This window comes from Microvirga sp. Mcv34, from assembly GCF_024519725.1.
Taxonomy (GTDB): Bacteria; Pseudomonadota; Alphaproteobacteria; order Rhizobiales; family Beijerinckiaceae; genus Microvirga.
Genome location: NZ_JALJRK010000003.1, coordinates 50,710 through 68,308 on the forward strand (window position 1 = coordinate 50,710; position 17,599 = coordinate 68,308).

Consider the following 17,599-nt stretch of genomic DNA (forward strand, 5'->3'; position numbering starts at 1 on the left):
GCTCCTCCAGGAACTTATGAGCATAACGCATCAGATCCCATTAGATCTCAATTGTGATCTTGTTTCCAACGTGAAACACGCATCGGGGCACAGAAAACCTATGCCCCGCGCGGCAAGGCGGGCGATAAGCCTTTCGCATAACGCCCAGATGACGTCGTCATGAACGAGATGATGCGTCAGGAACCCGATCGGTTCCTGGGCGTCCGCTTTGCCGGCGACCCGCCGCTCGACTGCTCCGGCAAGAGCGGCCACGATCAGGGCCGGGTCGGCGAGGCTCCGGGTGCCGTGCCAGTCGATCGGATCCACATGGGTGTTGACCTGAACGAGGCCCGGCACGGGCTGGACGCTCGTCCTGTCGGTGAACGTGGACAAACTCCGAAAGCCCAGCTCCGACAGGCGCGGGACGAGATCGCGGGAGATCCGGTTCCAGGGCGGCACGAAGACCGGCAGGAGCCTCGGTCCGAGGCTCTCCCGCGCCACGTGCAGTGCCCGCTCCGCTTCCGTCGCCATGTGCTCCAGGGGACGGTGAGGACCGAATTCGGCCCTCTTCTCACCGGCGGACGCATGGTCGGCATGGCTCCAGCCATGCACGAGAGCGAAGACCTTCGGCTCTTCCGCCAGCCGCCTGGCGAGCGAGGCCTCGATGCCGCTCGGAATGGCCGCGAGGCCGATCCCTGCGGCGTAGCGGCGGGCGAGGCCGAGAAGCCGGTCGAGGGCGGGCGTATCGGCCACCGCATCGTCGTCGCGCCACCAGAAACGGATGGGGACGCCCTGATCCATGGCTTGGTCCAGCGCCCGGTCGAGGGGCGACCAATCGATTTTCCGGTGGAGCGCCGGGGCGGACGACACGAGGTTTTCGACTGCGGCGACGGTTCGCACGGCTCCGTCCAGGGCGATGGCTGGAGCCGGGGAGGGTGGGCGCGCCAATCCGCGCCGGACGGCACCCTCCAGGCTCTGCACCGAAAGCTCCGCCTCGGGCACCATCTCGGCGAGGCCCAGCGCGGCCAGGCGCTCCGCGCGCAGACGCTGCTCGGTTTCGTGGCCCGCTTCGAACGGGACGAGTATCGAGGGTACGCCGCAGCGCAGGAGATCGACGACCGTGTTGTACCCGGCTTGGCTCACGGAAAGTTCCGCTCCGGAGAGAAGAGCCCGGAAATCAGGCCGCGCCCGCTCAACGGTGACGTGAGCCGGCGCACTCGCCTGAAGGTCCAGGAACTCCGCTTCCGCCACACCCCTGCCGACGAGGATGCGCCAGGGCCGATCCGCGATGGTCCGCGCGGCCGCGAGGGACGCGCGGTAGAGAGGCAGGCCCGCCGCGCTCGACCCGCCGGAGACGATGATCCCATGCCGGTGAACCGCCGGCATGGGAGTTTCGTTCTCGTCCACGTAGCCCGTATAGCGAATGAGGGGCCTGATCCGTTCGTCCACCGGCCACGACGCCTCCAACGGCGCGAGCGTTGGATCGCCATGGACGAGGACGGCATCGTAATCGCGCAGCACGCGCTCATGGGTTTCCGCGAGGCGCGACGCCTTGGAGGAGGGGACCAGAATGTCCCGGATCGAGGACAGAACCAGCGGACGCGGGCTCATGTGGCGCGCCGCATCGAGCAGAGCGGAGAATTCATCCGCCAGGACACGGCGGCCGAACGGAAAAAGCTCGGTGATCAGGATGTCAGGCCGGGCGGCTTCCAGGGTTTCGAGCAGGAGGGCGCGGCGCTTGTCGAAATAGGCCTGGTCGACGGGCGCGAGATCCTCGCCGAGCAGCGTCTTGAAATCCGTACCGACGGTCCGCACGGGCGGCAGCTGAACGAAGGTGACGCTCTCCGGGACGGCCGCGCGGGCAGGGGTGCCGCCCGAGACGAGCGTCGTCGCATGTCCCTTCCGCGCAAAAGCCCGCGCCAGAGCGGAGGCCCTGGTGAGATGGCCCGCTCCCAGAAGATGTGTGACGGCGATCAGAACGCGTAAACTCATTTTTGCACTCTACCCCGTCAGTACTTGCAGCGCATTGCGCAAGCGCAATGCGGCGTGACCGAGGTCGCGTTCCTGTTCGACGAAACGGGATGCGTCGGCTCCGAAGGTCTCAAGCCTTTCACGGTCCTGCAGGAGGCCGCTCATGGCCTCGGCGAAAGCCGTGACATCGCCGGGTGGCGTCAACAATCCGGTCGCACCGTCCCGCACTACGCTTGCGACGCCGCCATAGGCGCCCGCAACCACCGCGCAGCCGAGGGCCTGTGCCTCCAGCAGCACCATCCCGTAGGCCTCGTTGACGGCGGGCCAGACGAAGAGATCGGCCGCTCGATAGAAGGCTGCCAGATCGGCCTTGCTCTCGACCTGTCCGTGGAACCGCACCCGGTTTTGCATGGGGGAGAACAGCCGCGCGATCTCGTCCCGCGCTTCGCCGTCTCCGACGATATCGAGGGTCCAGGGCAGGTGCGGGAGCCGCTCGAGGGCGGCCGCGAGAATGCGATAGGAGGCGAGCTTGTCGCCTTCCCGCATCATGGCCACCGTGAGCAGGCGCGGTTCCAGCGCCCGCGGAGGGCGGGTGTTCGACAGGGGCCATTCGGCCAGATCCAGGAACGGCGGCAGGTCCACGAGAATCTGGTGCGATGGCCTCGCGGCCTCCAAGGCCTCCCGGTCATGGGCCGTCATGCCGAAGATCACATCGGCCCGGTCGAGCGCCGCCTGCGCGCCTTCATGCCCGAGAGCCCATGGGCCGTGGGCGCGCTTGGATGCGCGCGATCCTTCCGCAATGGCATAGGGGATGCCGAGCGCCCCGGCGACGTGCGGGCCGATCCAGTCCGGCGCCTTGTAATAAACGTGGTAGGTGAACCACAGGCAGGGGCGGTCCGCCTCGGGCAGCGCCCTGTAATGCGCGACGAGGCTTTCGGCTTCATCGAGCGATTGCCGTCGGACGTCTTCCTGGCGCTGCCTGTCGCCTACCTTGTCGAGGGTTCGCACTTCGCTCGCGAGACGAGGCGAGAAGCCGGCCCGGTCGAGCGCCTTCATCAGCAGTCGGGCCATGGTGCGGTCGCCCGACGGGAGAGGATGGTTCGGGCTCTTCAAGGGGGCATAGAACGCGACTGGCCTCGAATTCGTCACACGCGCTCCGGTTCTGTCCTGGCGTTGTCCGTCACGGCCCGGAGACGATCCTCCAGCACGTCGATCCCGCCTTCCATGGAGAAGTCCCGCCGCAGGCGCGCGAAAGCGGCGGCGCCGAGCGCTTCTCGCTGCGCCGGGTCGCGGGCCAGGAGGTTGAGCGCGTTGGACAGGGCCGCCCAATCGGCCGGCGGCACGAGCACGCCTTCCACGTCGTTGCGGATGAATTCCGGGATGCCGGCGAAGTCCGTCGCGACGATGGCGAGCCCTTGGCTCGCCGCTTCCATGATGACGTTGGGAAGGCCGTCACGGTCGCCCGATTTCGCTTCCTTGGACGGCAGGACGAAGAGGTCCGCCTCGCGCAGGAGCGCGACGATATCGGGCTGCGCCTTGGAGCCGAGAAACGCCACCTTGTCGGCGATGCCGGCCTCCTGAGCCTGCTTATTCAAGGTGTTGAGCAGTTCGCCGCCGCCCACATGGGCGAAGCGCCAGTGGAGGTCCTGGGGCAGGGCGGCAAGCGCCTGGATCAGGTCGCCGAAACCCTTCTTCGCCACGGCCCGCCCGACCGACACGATCCTGACCGGATCGAGCGGGTCCGAGCCGTCCCGTGCGGGGCGGCTTTCGGGCGGCGCCGGAAAGCGGGAGAGATCGAGGCCGTGATAAACCAGCGACACCTTATCGGGCCGCGACAGGGAGCGAAGGTTTCCTGCTCCCTGCGCCGTGCAGGTCACGCCCCAGAGCGATTCCCCTATCTTCTCGCGCTTTTCCCAATCGGGCGTCGTCCAGATGTCCTTGGCATGGGCCGAGAAGGTCCAGCTCCGGCCCGTGAGCAGGGCCGCGTAGCGGACCACGGATGCGGGCGTGTGGAGATAATGAACGTGCAGGTGCCGCACGTCCTCGGGCATCTCGCGCGCCATCACGAAGGCCTGGCCGAGGCGGCGTACGCGATTCGCGGTGAAATCACGCTTCAGGTCGCGCCGGAAAGCGCGGATCGTCGGCACGAAGCCTTTCTGGCCCAGGCTCCAGAAGGCGCCGCGCAGGACGCGCAGGGGTTCCTCGTAAAGGTATTCCGGGAGATAGGCGACCCGCGCCTTGATCGCCTTGTGCATGGGATGCACGGCCCGTTCCGTCGGATGCCGGAGAGACCAGATCTCGAGCGGGAGGCCGCGCTGCTCGAGGGCGAGGATTTCCTGGGCGATAAAGGTTTCGGAGAGGCGTGGGTAGCCTTTCACGACGACGGCGATGCGTCGGGCTGTCTTGGAAGGAAGCATGTGTACGGTTACTCGGCCGCCTGATGATACGCGGTGGCGAACGGCGCCCGGGAGGCCGTGAGCGCCTTCAGCCGATCCTGCACCCGATCGAGGCCGTCGAGAAGGCCGGGAACGATCACTTCCGACGGCCGGGGCTGGGACGACAGGGCGCGCAGGGCGGCGGCCATGCGCTCGGGTGTGCGCGGCTCCTTGTAGTCGCTCAGCATACTCACCAGCCCGAGACGCTCGCCCTCGACGGCGCGGATATATTGCTCGAGGCGGGGCTTCGTGCGCGGGACGATGAGCGTGCGCTTGTCGAAGGACAGGGCCTCGCAGAAGGTGTTGTACCCGCCCATGGCCACGATGGCATCGGCCTTCTTCATGAGCCATTCGATCTTGTTGTCGAAGGACATCACGTCGAGCTTCGGCTGCCGGGCGATGCGCTCCACGAAGGAACGGCGCTTGTCCCGGTCGATGAAGGGACCGAACAGGATGAGGGCCGGCTGTTCCAGCGCCGCGTCAGACTCATAGGCCGAGATCACCCAGTCGATCAGGTCGTCGCCGTCGCCGCCTCCGCCCGTGGTCACCAGGACGAAGGGCTGCTTGGTGATCTTGGGATATTTGGTCAGGGACGGCGTCGGCGGCACGTCCCGACGCAGGTAGCCGGTATAGGTGATGCGCTCTTCCACATAGGCGGGCAGGTCGAGCGCCTTGAGAGGCTCATAGATGTCCTTCAGGCCATAGACCCAGATCTCGTCATAATAGCGGATCAGGGCATCCTTGGCGCCCTTGCGCTCCCACTCGGGCACCAGAAGGGCAGGCTCGTCCATCACGTCGCGAATGCCGAGCACGAGGCGGCAGCCGGCGGCCTTGAGGTAATCGAGCGCCGGCACGACCTCGCCGCGGAAGCCCGTGGGCTCCTTGTCGACGATGAACACGTCCGGCCGGAAGGCCTTGGCTGCCTGGAGGATGAGGGCCTGACGCAGGCCCACGGCCTCGTCCAGTTCGATATTGAGGTTGAGACTGCGGTAATCCCCGTCCGGCAGCTTCGTCACCCCCGGAATGCGGATGTAATCGACGCCGCTGTCGAACTCGAAATTGCCGATGACGGGCGATCCCGAGATGATGACGATCGAGGTGTCGGGCCGATCCTGCACGATGGCGTTCGCGATCGCCCTCGAACGGCGCAGATGCCCGAGGCCAAAGGTGTCATGGCTGTAGATCAGGACCCGCGTTCCGCGGCTACGCTCGGCTTGCGCCGCGACAGAACCTGCGTCCTGATCGAAATCCATTGCCAGGTCTGCCATGCGGCTGCCCCTTCGGTCAGGCGGCCGGGCCGATTGACGACCGATCCGCCCTCTCTACCTTCTAAGGTCCCTAACGATCAAATAAGGCGTTGCCCGAGATCGGAAAGAGGTTCATCCAGGCGTATAGAAGTGGTGACCTTACGGCAATGGAAAAGAGCCTCTTTAGGTACATTTGGACACATTCAAGGCGCGATCAGCTGATCGTTTGCGCGGTCGTGCTCGCGTCCCTTCCATTTTATTTCATGTCTCTCGATCTGCCTCGCCAGATCGTGAACCAGGCTATCCAGGGCGAGGCTTTCAGGGACGGAAATGCCACCGCGCCTTTTCTCCATTTGAGTTATCAATGGCCCAAATGGCTGGGCGGCGGCACCCTGGAGATCTTCGAGGGCTTCCAGGTGGGCAGGCTGGGGCTTCTCTTCGGCCTCTCGACGCTTTTCCTGTTCTTCGTCGTGGTCAACGGGGCGTTCAAGTACTGGATCAACGTCGCGAAGGGCATCCTGGGCGAGCGCATGCTGCGGCGCATGCGCTTCGATCTGTTTTCCATGGTGCTCCGGTTCACCCCCGATGCCCTGCGCACCGTGAAATCCTCCGAGACGGCGACGATCATCAAGGATGAGGTCGAACCCATCGGCGGCTTCATCGGGGATGCCTTCATCACGCCGATTTTCCTGGGGATGCAGGCCATCACGGCCCTCGTCTTCATCATGATCCAGAACGTCTGGCTCGGTCTGATCGCCCTGGCGGTCATCGCCGTTCAGTTCACCATCATCCCGCGGCTGCGGCGGGAGCTGCTCCGTCTGGGGAAGCAGCGGCAGCTGGAATCACGTCAGCTGGCGGGTCGCATCGCCGAGGTGCAGGACGGCATCGAGGTCGTTCACGTTCACAACGCCTATAACTGGGAACGGGCCGAGATCGGCCACCGGCTGTTCAATCTCTTCTCGGTCCGGCTCAAGATCTATAACCGGAAGTTCTTCGTCAAATCGCTCAACAACTTCCTGGCGCAGCTGACGCCGTTCTTCTTCTACGCCATCGGCGGCTATTTCGCCCTTCGAGGCACCCTCGACATCGGCCAGCTCGTGGCCGTCATCGGGGCTTATCGTGAACTGCCGCCGCCCTTGAAGGAGCTCATCGACTGGGACCAGCAGCGTCTCGACGTCCAGGTGAAATACGACCAGGTCACCCAGCATTTCGCCGAGGAGCGGCTCGCACCCCTGCACGAGCCCCGCGAGGCGGCCGAGGAGGACGTGCCCCTGACGGGTCCTCTGATGGCCGAGGACATCCGCGTCGCCGGTATCCATGGCGACATGATCATCGAGGGCGGCGCCTTCACGGTCGACCTGCCCGCGAGCATCGCCCTGATTTCCAATGGCGGGGCCGCGGCCGGCATGCTCGCGCGCATCATCGCCCGGCGGACCTCGGAGTTCAGCGGCCGGATCCGCATCGGCGAGCGCGATCTGATGCAGCTCCCCGTTTCCGTGGTCGGGCGCCGGATCGCCTATGCGGGCGTAGATCCGATTCTCTTCCCCGGCAGCATCCGCGACAACCTGATCTACGGCCTCCGCTCGAAGCCCCTCGGGAGGATCGAGGAGGAGAAGCGGGAGATGGACCGCCGGATCGCCGAGGCGATCCGAACGGGAAACCCCATCGAGAGCATCGCCGACCAATGGGTGGATTACGAACGGATCGGCGCACGGGATGAGAACGATCTCGACCGCATCCTCCTCGATCTTCTGGACAGGATCGGAATGGGCGACACGATCTACCTGTTCGGCCTGGCCGGGCGGATCGATCCCGAGCGCCACATGGCGCTCGCCGAGCGCGTGGTCGAAGCCCGGCACCGCCTGCGCGAGACGTTCCAGTCGAACGGCATGGCCGACCTGGTCGAACCCTTCGATCCGGAGCGCTACAACAGCCAGGCCACCATCGCCGAGAACCTTCTCTTCGGGGTGCCGATCTCGGACGAGTTCAAGGGGCGCAATCTGGCGGAGAACGGCCAGTTCCGCAGCGCCATCGACCGGGCCGGGCTGACCGACGATCTCGTCCGCATGGGCCTGCAGATCGCCGAGACCATGACCGAGATCTTCGAGGGGCTGCCTCCCGGGCATTCGCTGTTCGAGCAGTTCTCCTTCATCGGCGCCGAGGAACTGTCCGAATTCGCCGCCATCCTGCGCCGGCACGCGCGGGGGGAGGGCAACCTGAAGCGGGAGGATCGCACCCGGCTTCTGGCCCTGCCGCTCGCCTATATCGAGGCCCGGCACCGCCTCGGCCTCCTCGACGACCGGCTCATGGCCCGGATCGTGGAGGCGCGCGGCCGGGTCCGGGAGGTTCTGGCGAAATCCGCCTCCGAGGGGGTGGAGTTCTACGATCCCGAGCATTTCTGCGCGGCTGCGCCGCTGCGGGACAACCTCCTGTTCGGGCGCGTCAGCTACCAGGTCGCCAATGCCCGCGTCCGGGTCACCGAAGCGGTCGCGACCGTGGTGCGGGAACTCGACCTGCTGGAGGACATCGAGCGGATCGGCCTCGATTATCAGGTCGGAACGGCCGGGAGGCTCCTGTCGCCGCAGGAGCGGGCGAGCGTCAATCTGGTGCGCTGCCTCGTGAAGCGACCGGACATTCTCGTCATCGACGGGGCGTTCGCTCCCTTCGACGAGGCGCGCAGCCAGCAGATGCTCGAACTGCTGCTGGAGCTTCTCGACCAACAAAGCCTGTTCATGGTCCTTCCCAATGATCGACAGGCAGGCACTTTCGATGTTCAGTTGCGCTTCCGTGACGGACAAATCATTACAGAAAAGACGGCCGCTCCGGCTCTCAGGTCCGCCAGACCCGAGCCGGACGCCGCCCAGAGAGTAGCAGGAGAGGTGGCATGACCCTTGAAACAGAGGTTCAGTCCTTGCGGCAGGTGCCGATGTTTCGGGATGTGGATCCAGCCCGCCTGAAGCTGCTCGCCTTCACGAGCGAGCGGGTGCAGTTTTCCGGTGGGCAGCGCTTCTTCTCGCAGGGGGACCCGTCCGACGCCGCCTATGTGATCCTCGACGGGCGGGCGAACGTTCTCCTGAACACGCCGGGCGGAGACATCCAGGTGGCGGAGCTGGGGAGCAACGCCCTCGTCGGCGAGATGGGCATTCTCTCGGACACGCCACGCTCCGCCACGATCATGGCGGCCGAACCGACGACGGCTCTGCGAATCGACAAGAGGGTCTTTCTCGAGCTTCTCGCCCAGTTTCCCCAGATGTCCCTGGCGATCATGCGGGAGCTGGCGAAGCGCCTCGAGCGGACGAATGCGCAGCTTGTCGCACAATCCTCATCCTGAATTTCCAGGCAGGCCTTGAGATTTTTCGGGGAAAACCCTGCTTAAGGTTAGCAAAATCCTACCGCGAATGGCCAAGCTGACCGATTCTCGTCACATCTACCCGTCAACCCTTGTCCCAGAATGACACAAGGGAAGGCCCAATCATCAGGTCGGGCTGTTGCGGGATAAGTGATGATGAGTAACGCGAGAACGCTGCTGTGCGCAGTTCCGCAGCCTGTTGCGGATGTGTGCAAGCCCGGACGTCGCCGCCGTTTCCTTCAGCTGACCTTGACCGCGGGCATGATCCTGGGGCTTCAGGGGTTCTCCGCCGGACCGGCGGCCGTGGCGACCCTACCAAGCGCTCTCATGGCAAGGCCGGTTGCGGCCTCGGTTCCGCAACCGGTTACCACCGGCTCCCTCATCACGGCATCGATGGATTTCACCCCGAAGCTGATGAAGGATCCGAGCCTCTTCAAGGCCATTCTCGACGGCGCATTCACCTTCAGGAAGCCCCATGCCGCGAAGCCGGCGCCCCACGAGATGCAGGACGAGGCCGCTGGCGATCCGGATGAGCTGATCCCCTTCAACGGGCGCAACGTTCCCCGCTGGCTCGTGCATTCCATCCTCAAGGCCGCCCACGTGACCGGGGTCGATCCGGTCTACATGATGACCCTGGCCGACGTGGAATCGAGCCTCTCGCCGGAAGCCAAGGCGCCGACCTCGTCCGCGCAAGGGCTGTTCCAGTTCATCGACCGCACCTGGCTCGAAATCGTGCAGCTCCATGCCGCCGATTACGGCTTCGCGGCTGCCGCTGAGGCCATCAGGACCGTGGACGGCGACCCGGTCGTCGGCGACAAGGACCGCGCCTGGATCATGAACCTGCGCACCGACCCGTACTTCTCCGCCCTCATGGCCGGTGAGCTGATCAAGGACGTGGAGCGCGCCCTCCAGGCCCAGGGCGAGCGGGAGCTGGCGGAGGCGGAACTCTACCTCGCTCACTTCCTGGGCGCTTCCAGCGCCGTCCGGTTCCTCGAAGTTCTCGACCAGGACCCGAACATGAAAGCCTCCAAGCTCTTCCCGAAAGCCGCGAAGGCCAATGCCGGGCTGTTCATGGAAGGCAAGGGCCGCAAGCGCCGTCCGGTGAGCGTGGCCGAGCTCTACAACAAGATCGATTCGAAGATCGTCCGCCGCCTCGACCGCTACGAGGGCATCGGCCCCTATCTGGCCGAGATCTCCCGCCAGAGCGAGGAGCGGACCTCCGAGGCGACCGCTCTCGTGCAGTAAGGGCGGCCCAGCAGCCCGTCACCCGATCGCGCTGATCGCCGATGATGCCGAGATGGGCAGCGAGCGGGTGTGGATGAAATCGTCCTTGGCCAAATAGGTAAGCTCCTGCGGCGTGGAGGCGCGCCCGAGAACCGGATTCCGATGCGGGAAGCGGCCGAACCGGGAGATGATGTCGAACCGGGCCCGAGCCTGATCGAGGGAAAACCGCCAGACCGGCTTGAGATCCTTCGGGGCTTCGTCGACGGCCCGCTCGGCGATGGCGACGACGCGCCTCATCCGCCCGACATGATCCGGTCCCTCCGCGTGGACGAGGGGCAGGAGGTAGAAGAACTTTTCATACGGGGACGTCAGGGCATCGTAATGCCCGTTTCCGAATCCCTCCTCGGCCATCCGCAAGGCATCCGGGTCGGAGGAATACGCTTCCGGCGTCCCCGCGAACAAGCCGCGCGGGAACCGGTCCAGAACGATGATCAGGGACAGCCGCCCGGGCGACGTGGCACACCAATGGTCGAGCCGGCCGGACCTGGCCGCGTGAACAAGGGGAGCGAAGGGGCGCAGTTCCGCTTGCGCTCCGCCATGCAGCCACCAGGCCACCATTTGCCAGTGAGCCGCAATGCCGGAGTCCGCAAGGTCTGCCGGGAACCAGAAGTCGTAAACCCTGCGCCAGTCCAGCTGAGATGACATCCATTCCTCCCTGAAGGAATCCGATGTTATCCCGATCGGAAAGGCCGCGCTGTGCTTGGGAGCACCTGAGGGACCGGATAAGAGGGTCTGACAAGATTGGTGGGCGGCCGCCAAAGGGGCGGTCTGGCCTGCCCTAGAGCCTCGGACTGAAAGGTAGATTCAAGAGGTTTCGGCCTGGGCTGAAATGTGATTCCCTTCTGAGAGCAGGAGGTGGATCATGACCCAGAGCTTCTCCTTGGATCTGCGCGTGCGGATTGCGGCCTTTGTCGAGGCGGGCCATCCCTGCCGGGCGGCGGCCCGCCACTTCGGGGTCAGTGACAGCTGCGCCATCAAGCTGATGCAGCGGAAGCGGCAGTCCGGCTCACTCGCGCCAGCCCGTCAGGGCCGCCCGCCGGGAAGCGGCAAGCTGGTGCCTTATGAGAGCTTCCTGATCCAGGCCGTCGAGGCCAAACCCGCCATCACCATGCCCGAACTGGCCGCTCGCTTGCGGGCGGAACACGGGATTGTGGCAGCCCCCGCGATGCTCTCGCGCTTCCTGTGCCGGCGTGGCTTCTCATATAAAAAAATCCCTGATGGCGGCAGAGTGCGCACGCGCCGACGTGCGGGATGAGCGTCGGGTCTGGAGAGGCCACCGTCAGCCTCGCATGCGCCAGGAGCCGCACCGATTGGTGTTTCTCGATGAGACTTTCGTCAACACCAAGATGACCCGCCTGCGCGGACGCTCTCGCCGCGGCCAGCGGTTGCGTATGAGCGCGCCCTTTGGCCACTGGAAGACCCACACGTTCATCGCAGGGCTGAGGTGCAGCAAGCTGATCGCCCCGTGGGTGATTGATGGTCCGATCACCCGCTTGGCGTTCGAGGCTTACATCGAGACGCAGCTCGCGCCGACCCTGCACACAGGCGACGTGGTGATCCTCGATAATCTGGCGGTTCACAAGAGCGAGAAGGCCGCCCAGTGTCTGAAACAGCGAGGGGCTTGGTTCCTGTTCCTGCCGGCTTATTCGCCCGATCTTAATCCCATTGAACAGGCCTTCGCCAAGCTCAAGGCGCACTTGCGCAAGGCTGAGGCCCGAACGTTCGACGCGCTCTGGCGAGCCCTCGGCGACATCTGCAATTTGTTTGCGCCAGACGAATGCTGGAACTACCTCAAGGCCGCCGGATATGCGTCCGTGTAATCGTCCGATGCTCTAGAAAGCCTTGAACGTGATGATCGTATGCGTGTCGGCGATCTCGGGGATGACCTGCACGTTCTCTGCGATGAAATGGCCGATATCGACCCCGTCATCCACGTGGAACTTGGCGAGGATGTCGTAATTGCCGGCCGTCGAGTAGATCTCGGAGGCGATCTCCCGGTCGGCAAGCGCGTTCGCGACGGCGTAGGTCTTGCCGAGCTTGCATTTGATCTCGACGAAGAAGGTCTGCATGGGAGGCTCCGGGGCGTCGTCTGGAATGTCTCAGTCCGAGACATATGGCACGGGACCGGGCCGGTGAGAACCTCCGGGACCGGTCCTGTGGAGTGTCATTCCCGTCCGACGCTGACATAGGTGAAGCCGTGGCGGCGCATCTCCTCCGGGCGGTAGACGTTGCGCAGGTCCACGACCACGGGAGCCGCCAGGGTGGCCTTCAGGCGGGTGAGATCGAGGGCCCGGAACGCGTCCCATTCGGTCACCAGAACGAGTGCATCCGCCCCGCGGGCGCAATCATAGGCGTCCCGGGCATATTGCACGTCCGTCAGGACCGCCCTGGCGGCCGACATGCCTTCCGGATCGTAGGCCCGTACCTGCGCTCCCGCATCCTGCAGGGCGGTGATCACGTCGATGGAGGGCGCGTCACGCATGTCATCGGTGTTCGGCTTGAAGGTCAGGCCGAGCACCGCCACCGTCTTGCCGCGCACGGAGCCGCCGCAGGCGGCGATCACCTTGCGGCCCATGGCGCGCTTGCGCTGGCTGTTGACCGCCGCCACCGTCTCGACGATGCGCATCGGCGCCTCGTAGTCCTGCGCCGTCTTGATCAGGGCCAGCGTGTCCTTTGGGAAACATGAGCCGCCATAGCCCGGGCCGGCATGCAGGAACTTCGCCCCAATGCGGTTGTCGAGCCCGATGCCGCGGGCCACGTCCTGGACGTTGGCGCCCACATGCTCGCACAGGTCGGCGATCTCGTTGATGAAGGTGATCTTGGTCGCCAGGAAGGCGTTGGCCGCATATTTCGTCAACTCCGCCGTGCGCCGGGACATGACGAGCAGGGGAGACTGGTTGAGGTAGAGCGGGCGGTAGAGCTCATTCATCACGCCCTTGGCGCGCTCGTCCTCGGTGCCGACCACGATGCGGTCAGGCCGCTTGAAATCGGCAATGGCCGCGCCTTCGCGCAGGAATTCCGGGTTGGACACCACGGCGAAATTCGCATCCGGCCGGGTCTCTCTGACGATGCGCTCGACCTCGTCGCCGGTGCCGACCGGCACGGTCGATTTGGTCACGATGACGGTGTAGCCGTCCATGGCGGCGGCGATGTCGCGGGCGGCCTGGTAGACATAGGACAGGTCGGCATGACCATCGCCGCGGCGGGACGGGGTGCCGACCGCGATGAAAACGGCCTCGGCGTTGCGCACAGCCTGAGACAGGTCGGTGGTAAAGGTCAGGCGCTCCTCGCGCACGTTCTTGGCGACCAGTTCGGCCAGGCCCGGCTCGAAGATGGGGATCTCGCCCCGGTTGAGGGCCTCGATCTTGGACGGATCCTTGTCGACGCAGCAGACCTCGTGGCCAAAATCCGCAAAGCAAGCACCGGACACCAGGCCGACATAGCCTGCTCCGATCATCGCGACACGCATCGAGAACTCCCAGTTTGTTCGGACCTTGGGTTTAGAGTGGCAGGGGCCCTGCAGCAACCCACGGCACCTAACGATTTCGAGGCAGTATTCCCACTATTGCAACAATACCCCCTTTGACTTCTGGACCGAGTGCCTCCACAACACCGCCGCTTTTCAAATGGGGCATTGATGCACAATCCATTTCTTGTCGAGGTCACCCGCGGACATCTCGTCGAGTCGCGCCACCGGGGCAGCGTCTCCGTGGTCGACGCCGAGGGAGGCATGATCCTGTCGATCGGGGATGTGGACCGGCGCGTTTTTCCGCGCTCCGCCGTCAAGGCGCTCCAGGCGATGCCGCTGGTCGAAAGCGGCATCGCGGACAAATACGGCCTGACCGACGAGGAGATCGCGCTCGCCTGCGCGTCCCATTCGGGCGAGCCGGAGCATGCGGCGACCGCCAAGGCCATGCTGGCCAAGGCCGGTCAGGATGTCGGCTGCCTCGAATGCGGCGTGCACTGGCCCATGGGCGAGGCCGCCAATCGCGCTCTGGCTGCCTCGGGGGCCAGCCCGAGCGCCCTGCACAACAACTGCTCGGGCAAGCATGCGGGCTTCGTCTGCCTCGCCTGCGGCCAGGGCCAGAGCCCAAAGGGCTATGGGCTGGCGGATCATCCCGTGCAGCGCAGCGTGCGCGAGGCCCTGGAGGAGATCACCGGCGCCTGCCATACGGTCGAGAAGAGCGGCATCGACGGCTGCTCGATCCCCACCTATGCGATTCCGCTTCCGTCGCTGGCCTTCGGCTTCGCCCGGTTCGGCGCCGGGACGGGCCTGCCGGGCGACGGCAAGGCCGCTGCGGCCCGGATCCGCAAGGCCGTGGCGCGCCATCCCTTCATGGTGGCTGGGTCCGGCCGCTTCGACACCAAGCTCATGGAGCTTCTCGGCGAACGCGCCTTCGTCAAGGTCGGGGCGGAAGGGGTCTATTGCGCCTCGTTCCCGGAACTCGGCTATGGCGTGGCCCTGAAGGTCGAGGATGGCCATGGCCGCGCGGCTGAGGCCATGATGGCCGCGCTCGTCCTGCGCTTCCTCCCCTTGAGCGCCGACGAGCGCAAGGCCGTCGAGACGCTGGCCCAGCCAGTGCTCAGGAACTGGAACGGCACCGAAGTCGGTCAGATCAAGGTCTCACCGGAGGTCAGGGGCGGGGCCTGACCGCGCCCCACGGCTTCGGCTTCACCTCCGGTGCTCTGACTTTCGAGTTGGACGCATCTCTACACGCAGAGCCGGTTCCCGTTTTTGCGTCCGATGCTTCAGATCCCCAACAGCTTCACGATCTCCCCGGCTCCGGCCGTGGGCGACAGGGAGCCGTCCGCGATGGCCTTCTCGATGGCGGGCACGCGCTCGCGCAGGGCGGGATCGTGGTGCAGGCGCTCATAGAGGCGCTCGTGAACGAGGGCCCACATCCATTTCGTGTCCTGCGCCCGGCGCTTGGCCGCGAGTTCTCCGGTGGCCTCCAGGCGCCTGCGATGATCGAGAACCTTCGCCCAGAGCTCGTCCAGTCCCTGGCCGGTGAGCCCCGAGACCGTGAGGACGGGGGCCGTCCAGGTGGGGGAGGCGGGCGTCAGGATGTGAATGGCGGCCTTGTACTCGGCGGCGGCGGCCTTCGCCTTCGCGCCCGCATCGTCCGCCTTGTTGACGGCGATCAGGTCGGCGAGTTCGAGAATGCCCTTCTTGATCCCCTGCAGTTCGTCGCCGGCGCCCGGCAGCATGAGGACGAGGAAGAAATCGGTCAGGTCCGCGACGGCCGTTTCCGACTGCCCGACGCCGACGGTCTCCACCAGGATGACGTCGAAGCCGGCCGCCTCGCAGAGCAGCATCGTCTCTCGCGTCTTGGCCGCCACGCCGCCCAGCGTCCCGGAGGACGGGGAGGGACGGATGAACGCGTTGGGATCGGCCGAGAGACGGGCCATTCGGGTCTTATCTCCGAGGATCGCGCCGCCCGTTCGGGTGGACGAGGGATCGACCGCCAGCACGGCGACCTTGTGCCCCTTCCCGGTGAGCATGGAGCCCAGCGTGTCGATGGTCGTGGACTTGCCGACCCCGGGAACCCCCGTGATGCCGATCCGCACCGCCTGGCCCGTGCGGGGCATCAGCTCCTGAAGCAGCGCGCGCGCCGCCTCGCGATGATCCTTGCGGCGCGATTCCATGAGCGTGATGGCGCGCGCCAGGGAGGCCCGGTCGCCGGAGAGGATCGCGTCGGCCGAGATCGTGCTACTCCGGCGCTTGAATGCCTCCGTCATCTGACTTTTCTGCCGACGTTGAGAGTGGGATGCAATAGCCGATGCTTAGGTATGCGCTGGTATTTTTCCCACATATCAGCATCATTCAGTCTATCGTCGAGAACTTTATTCTTTCGATGAAATCGACGAATCGAGGCGCTACGAAGCCCATGTTGTGAAATGGATCTTGGTCTTTCAGCTCCCAGCTGAACCAGTCGCGAGCCCAGAACCAGACGGAGCTTGGTTGCGGATTACCTGTGCAAATCAGGAAGAGGCTTCCTCCAGGATCTCTACCAATGGGGATGAAGTCTGAAGGTATGCGCGGTTCCTCCAGAACGAAAACACGATAGCACCCCTCAAGCGTTAGGCTGCTGCCTTTCGATTCTTCATAAACATTCTCCCAGCTCTCTACTGACAACAAGTAGTCCACGATCGCGACATCATGCGAAACGGCTGGAGGTCTTCCTTGCCAGTCAATATCGATCAATGCGTATTCCCGCGAGCCCGCATCCGTGGATCGGCACGGACGTCCGCCATTGATATCGAGCAAAAACTGGCGGTAGTCCTCAGGAAGAGACACTCTGGCAAGCTGTTCAAATGCTTGGACCCGCGACGGCAGACCGGGCCTTGTGGCCTTGGAGTGAAATGCTATCTTATGCCACGGCAGCATCGAAACTCTCCACCAACCTTAATGCTACGACCTAAAGTATTGGCCTCATTCGTTCACCATGTGATCGGGTCCATGCCGATTCGTCCCCAGGCAGGAATCTTGATGGCGGGTCGGCGCAGGTCGACGCCGGCAACGAGGCCCATGAAGTCGATCTCGACACCCTCGACCCAGCCGAGGGCAAGGCCCGCATAGCCGCCGAGGGAGACCTGGATCCCGGTCCGGCTCGGGGTCAGGCCGACGATGTCACGCCAGGGCTGCCAGTCCTTGCCCAGGGCCGTGGGCGGCAGAGCGGCGTCGAGTTCGGGAACCGAGCGCATCACGTGCGCCACGAAGGTGTTCGAGTTCGGGCCCGGCCAGGCATTGTAGGCGCCGAAGGTCTGGTAGGGGTAGCTCGCCACCGCCTGCCGCACCTGCGGGATCAGCCGTTCCGCCGCCTTGCCCTCGATGACGACCACCGGATGCGGCGCATTGCCGAACCAGCGCCCGTCCGGCGCCCATCCGTTGGTGCGGACCGGGCTGCCCCAGCCGACCTTGTCGTAGCGAGTATAGGTGCCGGCTCCGGCCTCCTTCACGACGATCCACGTGTGGTGGGCGAAGATGCCGCGCCAGCGGCCGACCCGGGCCGCGTAGACCGCCACGATGGCCTGGGGCGCTTCGGACGCGGCGGGCAGGAGCTTCGCGCTCGACCAATCGGCGGCGCGCCAGCTCGGCGCGACATCGTCGCGCAGCGCCCACCAGAGCGCATGGGCCCCCAGGGGCAGGAGAAACAGGCCGACGATGAGAAGGAGAACACGGGAGAGGAAGGCAAGCATCGGGCGAAGGTATGGATCCTTCAGCGGAGCATCAAGGCGACGAGGCGACACCCCCGTTCACCATTGGGTTACCATATTTCCGTTCGGATGCGTCTTCGTCGGTCGTCTGCCTTGTGCGCGCCATGTTCAGGGAC

The 17,599-nt window shown here is 65.2% G+C and carries 14 protein-coding genes and 1 pseudogene; 5 read left to right on the forward strand and 10 right to left on the reverse strand.

Going from position 1 to position 17,599, the window contains the following annotated elements:
* Positions 1-30: 30 nt before the first annotated feature.
* From OC446_RS02585 to OC446_RS02600, 4 genes are read right to left on the reverse strand one after another with little or no spacing between them, the layout of a single operon-like run.
* Complete coding sequence (locus tag OC446_RS02585) at positions 31-1,971, reverse strand: glycosyltransferase (RefSeq protein WP_262027483.1); 1,941 nt, start codon at positions 1,969-1,971, stop codon at positions 31-33.
* A 9-nt stretch (positions 1,972-1,980) separates the two neighbouring features.
* A complete protein-coding gene (locus tag OC446_RS02590; protein ID WP_262027484.1) occupies positions 1,981-3,099 on the reverse strand; it encodes a glycosyltransferase family 4 protein in 1,119 nt (372 codons plus the stop codon).
* Positions 3,096-4,367 carry a glycosyltransferase gene (locus OC446_RS02595; protein WP_262027485.1) on the reverse strand — a complete coding sequence of 424 codons (1,272 nt, stop codon included), beginning with the start codon at positions 4,365-4,367 and terminating at the stop codon, positions 3,096-3,098. The genes OC446_RS02590 and OC446_RS02595 overlap by 4 nt, the downstream gene beginning before the upstream one ends.
* 8 nt (positions 4,368-4,375) lie before the next feature.
* On the reverse strand, positions 4,376-5,653 hold the full coding sequence (locus OC446_RS02600; protein ID WP_262027486.1) for a glycosyltransferase family protein: 1,278 nt from the start codon (positions 5,651-5,653) through the stop codon (positions 4,376-4,378).
* A gap of 242 nt (positions 5,654-5,895) precedes the next feature.
* Here OC446_RS02600 and OC446_RS02605 point away from each other — a divergent pair, with 242 nt between their 5' ends.
* From OC446_RS02605 to OC446_RS02615, 3 genes are all read left to right on the forward strand, one after another.
* Positions 5,896-8,520, forward strand: coding sequence for an ABC transporter ATP-binding protein/permease (locus OC446_RS02605; protein WP_262027487.1), 2,625 nt, complete (start codon positions 5,896-5,898; stop codon positions 8,518-8,520).
* A complete protein-coding gene (locus tag OC446_RS02610) occupies positions 8,517-8,963 on the forward strand; it encodes a Crp/Fnr family transcriptional regulator (RefSeq protein ID WP_152712473.1) in 447 nt (148 codons plus the stop codon). The genes OC446_RS02605 and OC446_RS02610 overlap by 4 nt, the downstream gene beginning before the upstream one ends.
* Positions 8,964-9,134: 171 nt before the next feature.
* Positions 9,135-10,226 (forward strand): lytic transglycosylase domain-containing protein, encoded by a 1,092-nt coding sequence (locus OC446_RS02615; protein ID WP_262027488.1) that lies wholly within the window; start codon positions 9,135-9,137, stop codon positions 10,224-10,226.
* Between the two features lie 18 nt (positions 10,227-10,244).
* Here the strand turns inward: OC446_RS02615 and OC446_RS02620 are convergent, their stop codons facing one another.
* Positions 10,245-10,910: a DUF924 family protein gene (locus OC446_RS02620; RefSeq protein ID WP_262027489.1), complete on the reverse strand. Its 666-nt coding sequence runs from the start codon at positions 10,908-10,910 to the stop codon at positions 10,245-10,247.
* A 217-nt stretch (positions 10,911-11,127) separates the two neighbouring features.
* Between OC446_RS02620 and OC446_RS02625 the strand changes: the two are divergent.
* Positions 11,128-12,085 (forward strand): annotated as a pseudogene (locus OC446_RS02625) (IS630 family transposase).
* Positions 12,086-12,097: 12 nt separating this feature from the next.
* On the opposite strand, the gene OC446_RS02630 reads toward OC446_RS02625, so the two are convergent.
* Together OC446_RS02630 and OC446_RS02635 are read right to left on the reverse strand one after the other, a co-directional pair.
* Complete coding sequence (locus OC446_RS02630) at positions 12,098-12,334, reverse strand: Lrp/AsnC ligand binding domain-containing protein (protein ID WP_009494007.1); 237 nt, start codon at positions 12,332-12,334, stop codon at positions 12,098-12,100.
* Between the two features lie 95 nt (positions 12,335-12,429).
* Positions 12,430-13,734 carry a UDP-glucose dehydrogenase family protein gene (locus tag OC446_RS02635; protein ID WP_262027490.1) on the reverse strand — a complete coding sequence of 435 codons (1,305 nt, stop codon included), beginning with the start codon at positions 13,732-13,734 and terminating at the stop codon, positions 12,430-12,432.
* A 168-nt stretch (positions 13,735-13,902) separates the two neighbouring features.
* On the opposite strand from OC446_RS02635, the gene OC446_RS02640 reads away from it, so the two are divergent.
* Positions 13,903-14,916: an asparaginase gene (locus tag OC446_RS02640; RefSeq protein ID WP_262027491.1), complete on the forward strand. Its 1,014-nt coding sequence runs from the start codon at positions 13,903-13,905 to the stop codon at positions 14,914-14,916.
* Positions 14,917-15,014: 98 nt separating this feature from the next.
* Here OC446_RS02640 and meaB read toward each other — a convergent pair whose 3' ends face one another.
* From meaB to OC446_RS02655, 3 genes are all read right to left on the reverse strand, one after another.
* Positions 15,015-16,004, reverse strand: coding sequence for a methylmalonyl Co-A mutase-associated GTPase MeaB (meaB, locus tag OC446_RS02645; protein WP_262027492.1), 990 nt, complete (start codon positions 16,002-16,004; stop codon positions 15,015-15,017).
* 85 nt (positions 16,005-16,089) lie between these two features.
* A complete protein-coding gene (locus tag OC446_RS02650) occupies positions 16,090-16,653 on the reverse strand; it encodes an SMI1/KNR4 family protein (RefSeq protein WP_262027493.1) in 564 nt (187 codons plus the stop codon).
* A gap of 53 nt (positions 16,654-16,706) precedes the next feature.
* Complete coding sequence (locus OC446_RS02655) at positions 16,707-17,465, reverse strand: DUF3750 domain-containing protein (protein ID WP_262027494.1); 759 nt, start codon at positions 17,463-17,465, stop codon at positions 16,707-16,709.
* Between the last annotated feature and the right edge of the window lie 134 nt (positions 17,466-17,599).

Coding starts and splice junctions, on each gene's coding strand:
- OC446_RS02585 (WP_262027483.1), bottom strand. CDS start 1,971: ATGAGTTTACGCGTTCTGATCGCCGTCACACATCTTCTGGGAGCGGGC.
- OC446_RS02595 (WP_262027485.1), bottom strand. CDS start 4,367: ATGCTTCCTTCCAAGACAGCCCGACGCATCGCCGTCGTCGTGAAAGGC.
- OC446_RS02600 (WP_262027486.1), bottom strand. CDS start 5,653: ATGGCAGACCTGGCAATGGATTTCGATCAGGACGCAGGTTCTGTCGCG.
- OC446_RS02605 (WP_262027487.1), top strand. CDS start 5,896: ATGTCTCTCGATCTGCCTCGCCAGATCGTGAACCAGGCTATCCAGGGC.
- OC446_RS02610 (WP_152712473.1), top strand. CDS start 8,517: ATGACCCTTGAAACAGAGGTTCAGTCCTTGCGGCAGGTGCCGATGTTT.
- OC446_RS02615 (WP_262027488.1), top strand. CDS start 9,135: ATGATGAGTAACGCGAGAACGCTGCTGTGCGCAGTTCCGCAGCCTGTT.
- OC446_RS02620 (WP_262027489.1), bottom strand. CDS start 10,910: ATGTCATCTCAGCTGGACTGGCGCAGGGTTTACGACTTCTGGTTCCCG.
- OC446_RS02630 (WP_009494007.1), bottom strand. CDS start 12,334: ATGCAGACCTTCTTCGTCGAGATCAAATGCAAGCTCGGCAAGACCTAC.
- OC446_RS02635 (WP_262027490.1), bottom strand. CDS start 13,734: ATGCGTGTCGCGATGATCGGAGCAGGCTATGTCGGCCTGGTGTCCGGT.
- OC446_RS02640 (WP_262027491.1), top strand. CDS start 13,903: ATGCACAATCCATTTCTTGTCGAGGTCACCCGCGGACATCTCGTCGAG.
- meaB (WP_262027492.1), bottom strand. CDS start 16,004: ATGACGGAGGCATTCAAGCGCCGGAGTAGCACGATCTCGGCCGACGCG.
- OC446_RS02650 (WP_262027493.1), bottom strand. CDS start 16,653: ATGCTGCCGTGGCATAAGATAGCATTTCACTCCAAGGCCACAAGGCCC.
- OC446_RS02655 (WP_262027494.1), bottom strand. CDS start 17,465: ATGCTTGCCTTCCTCTCCCGTGTTCTCCTTCTCATCGTCGGCCTGTTT.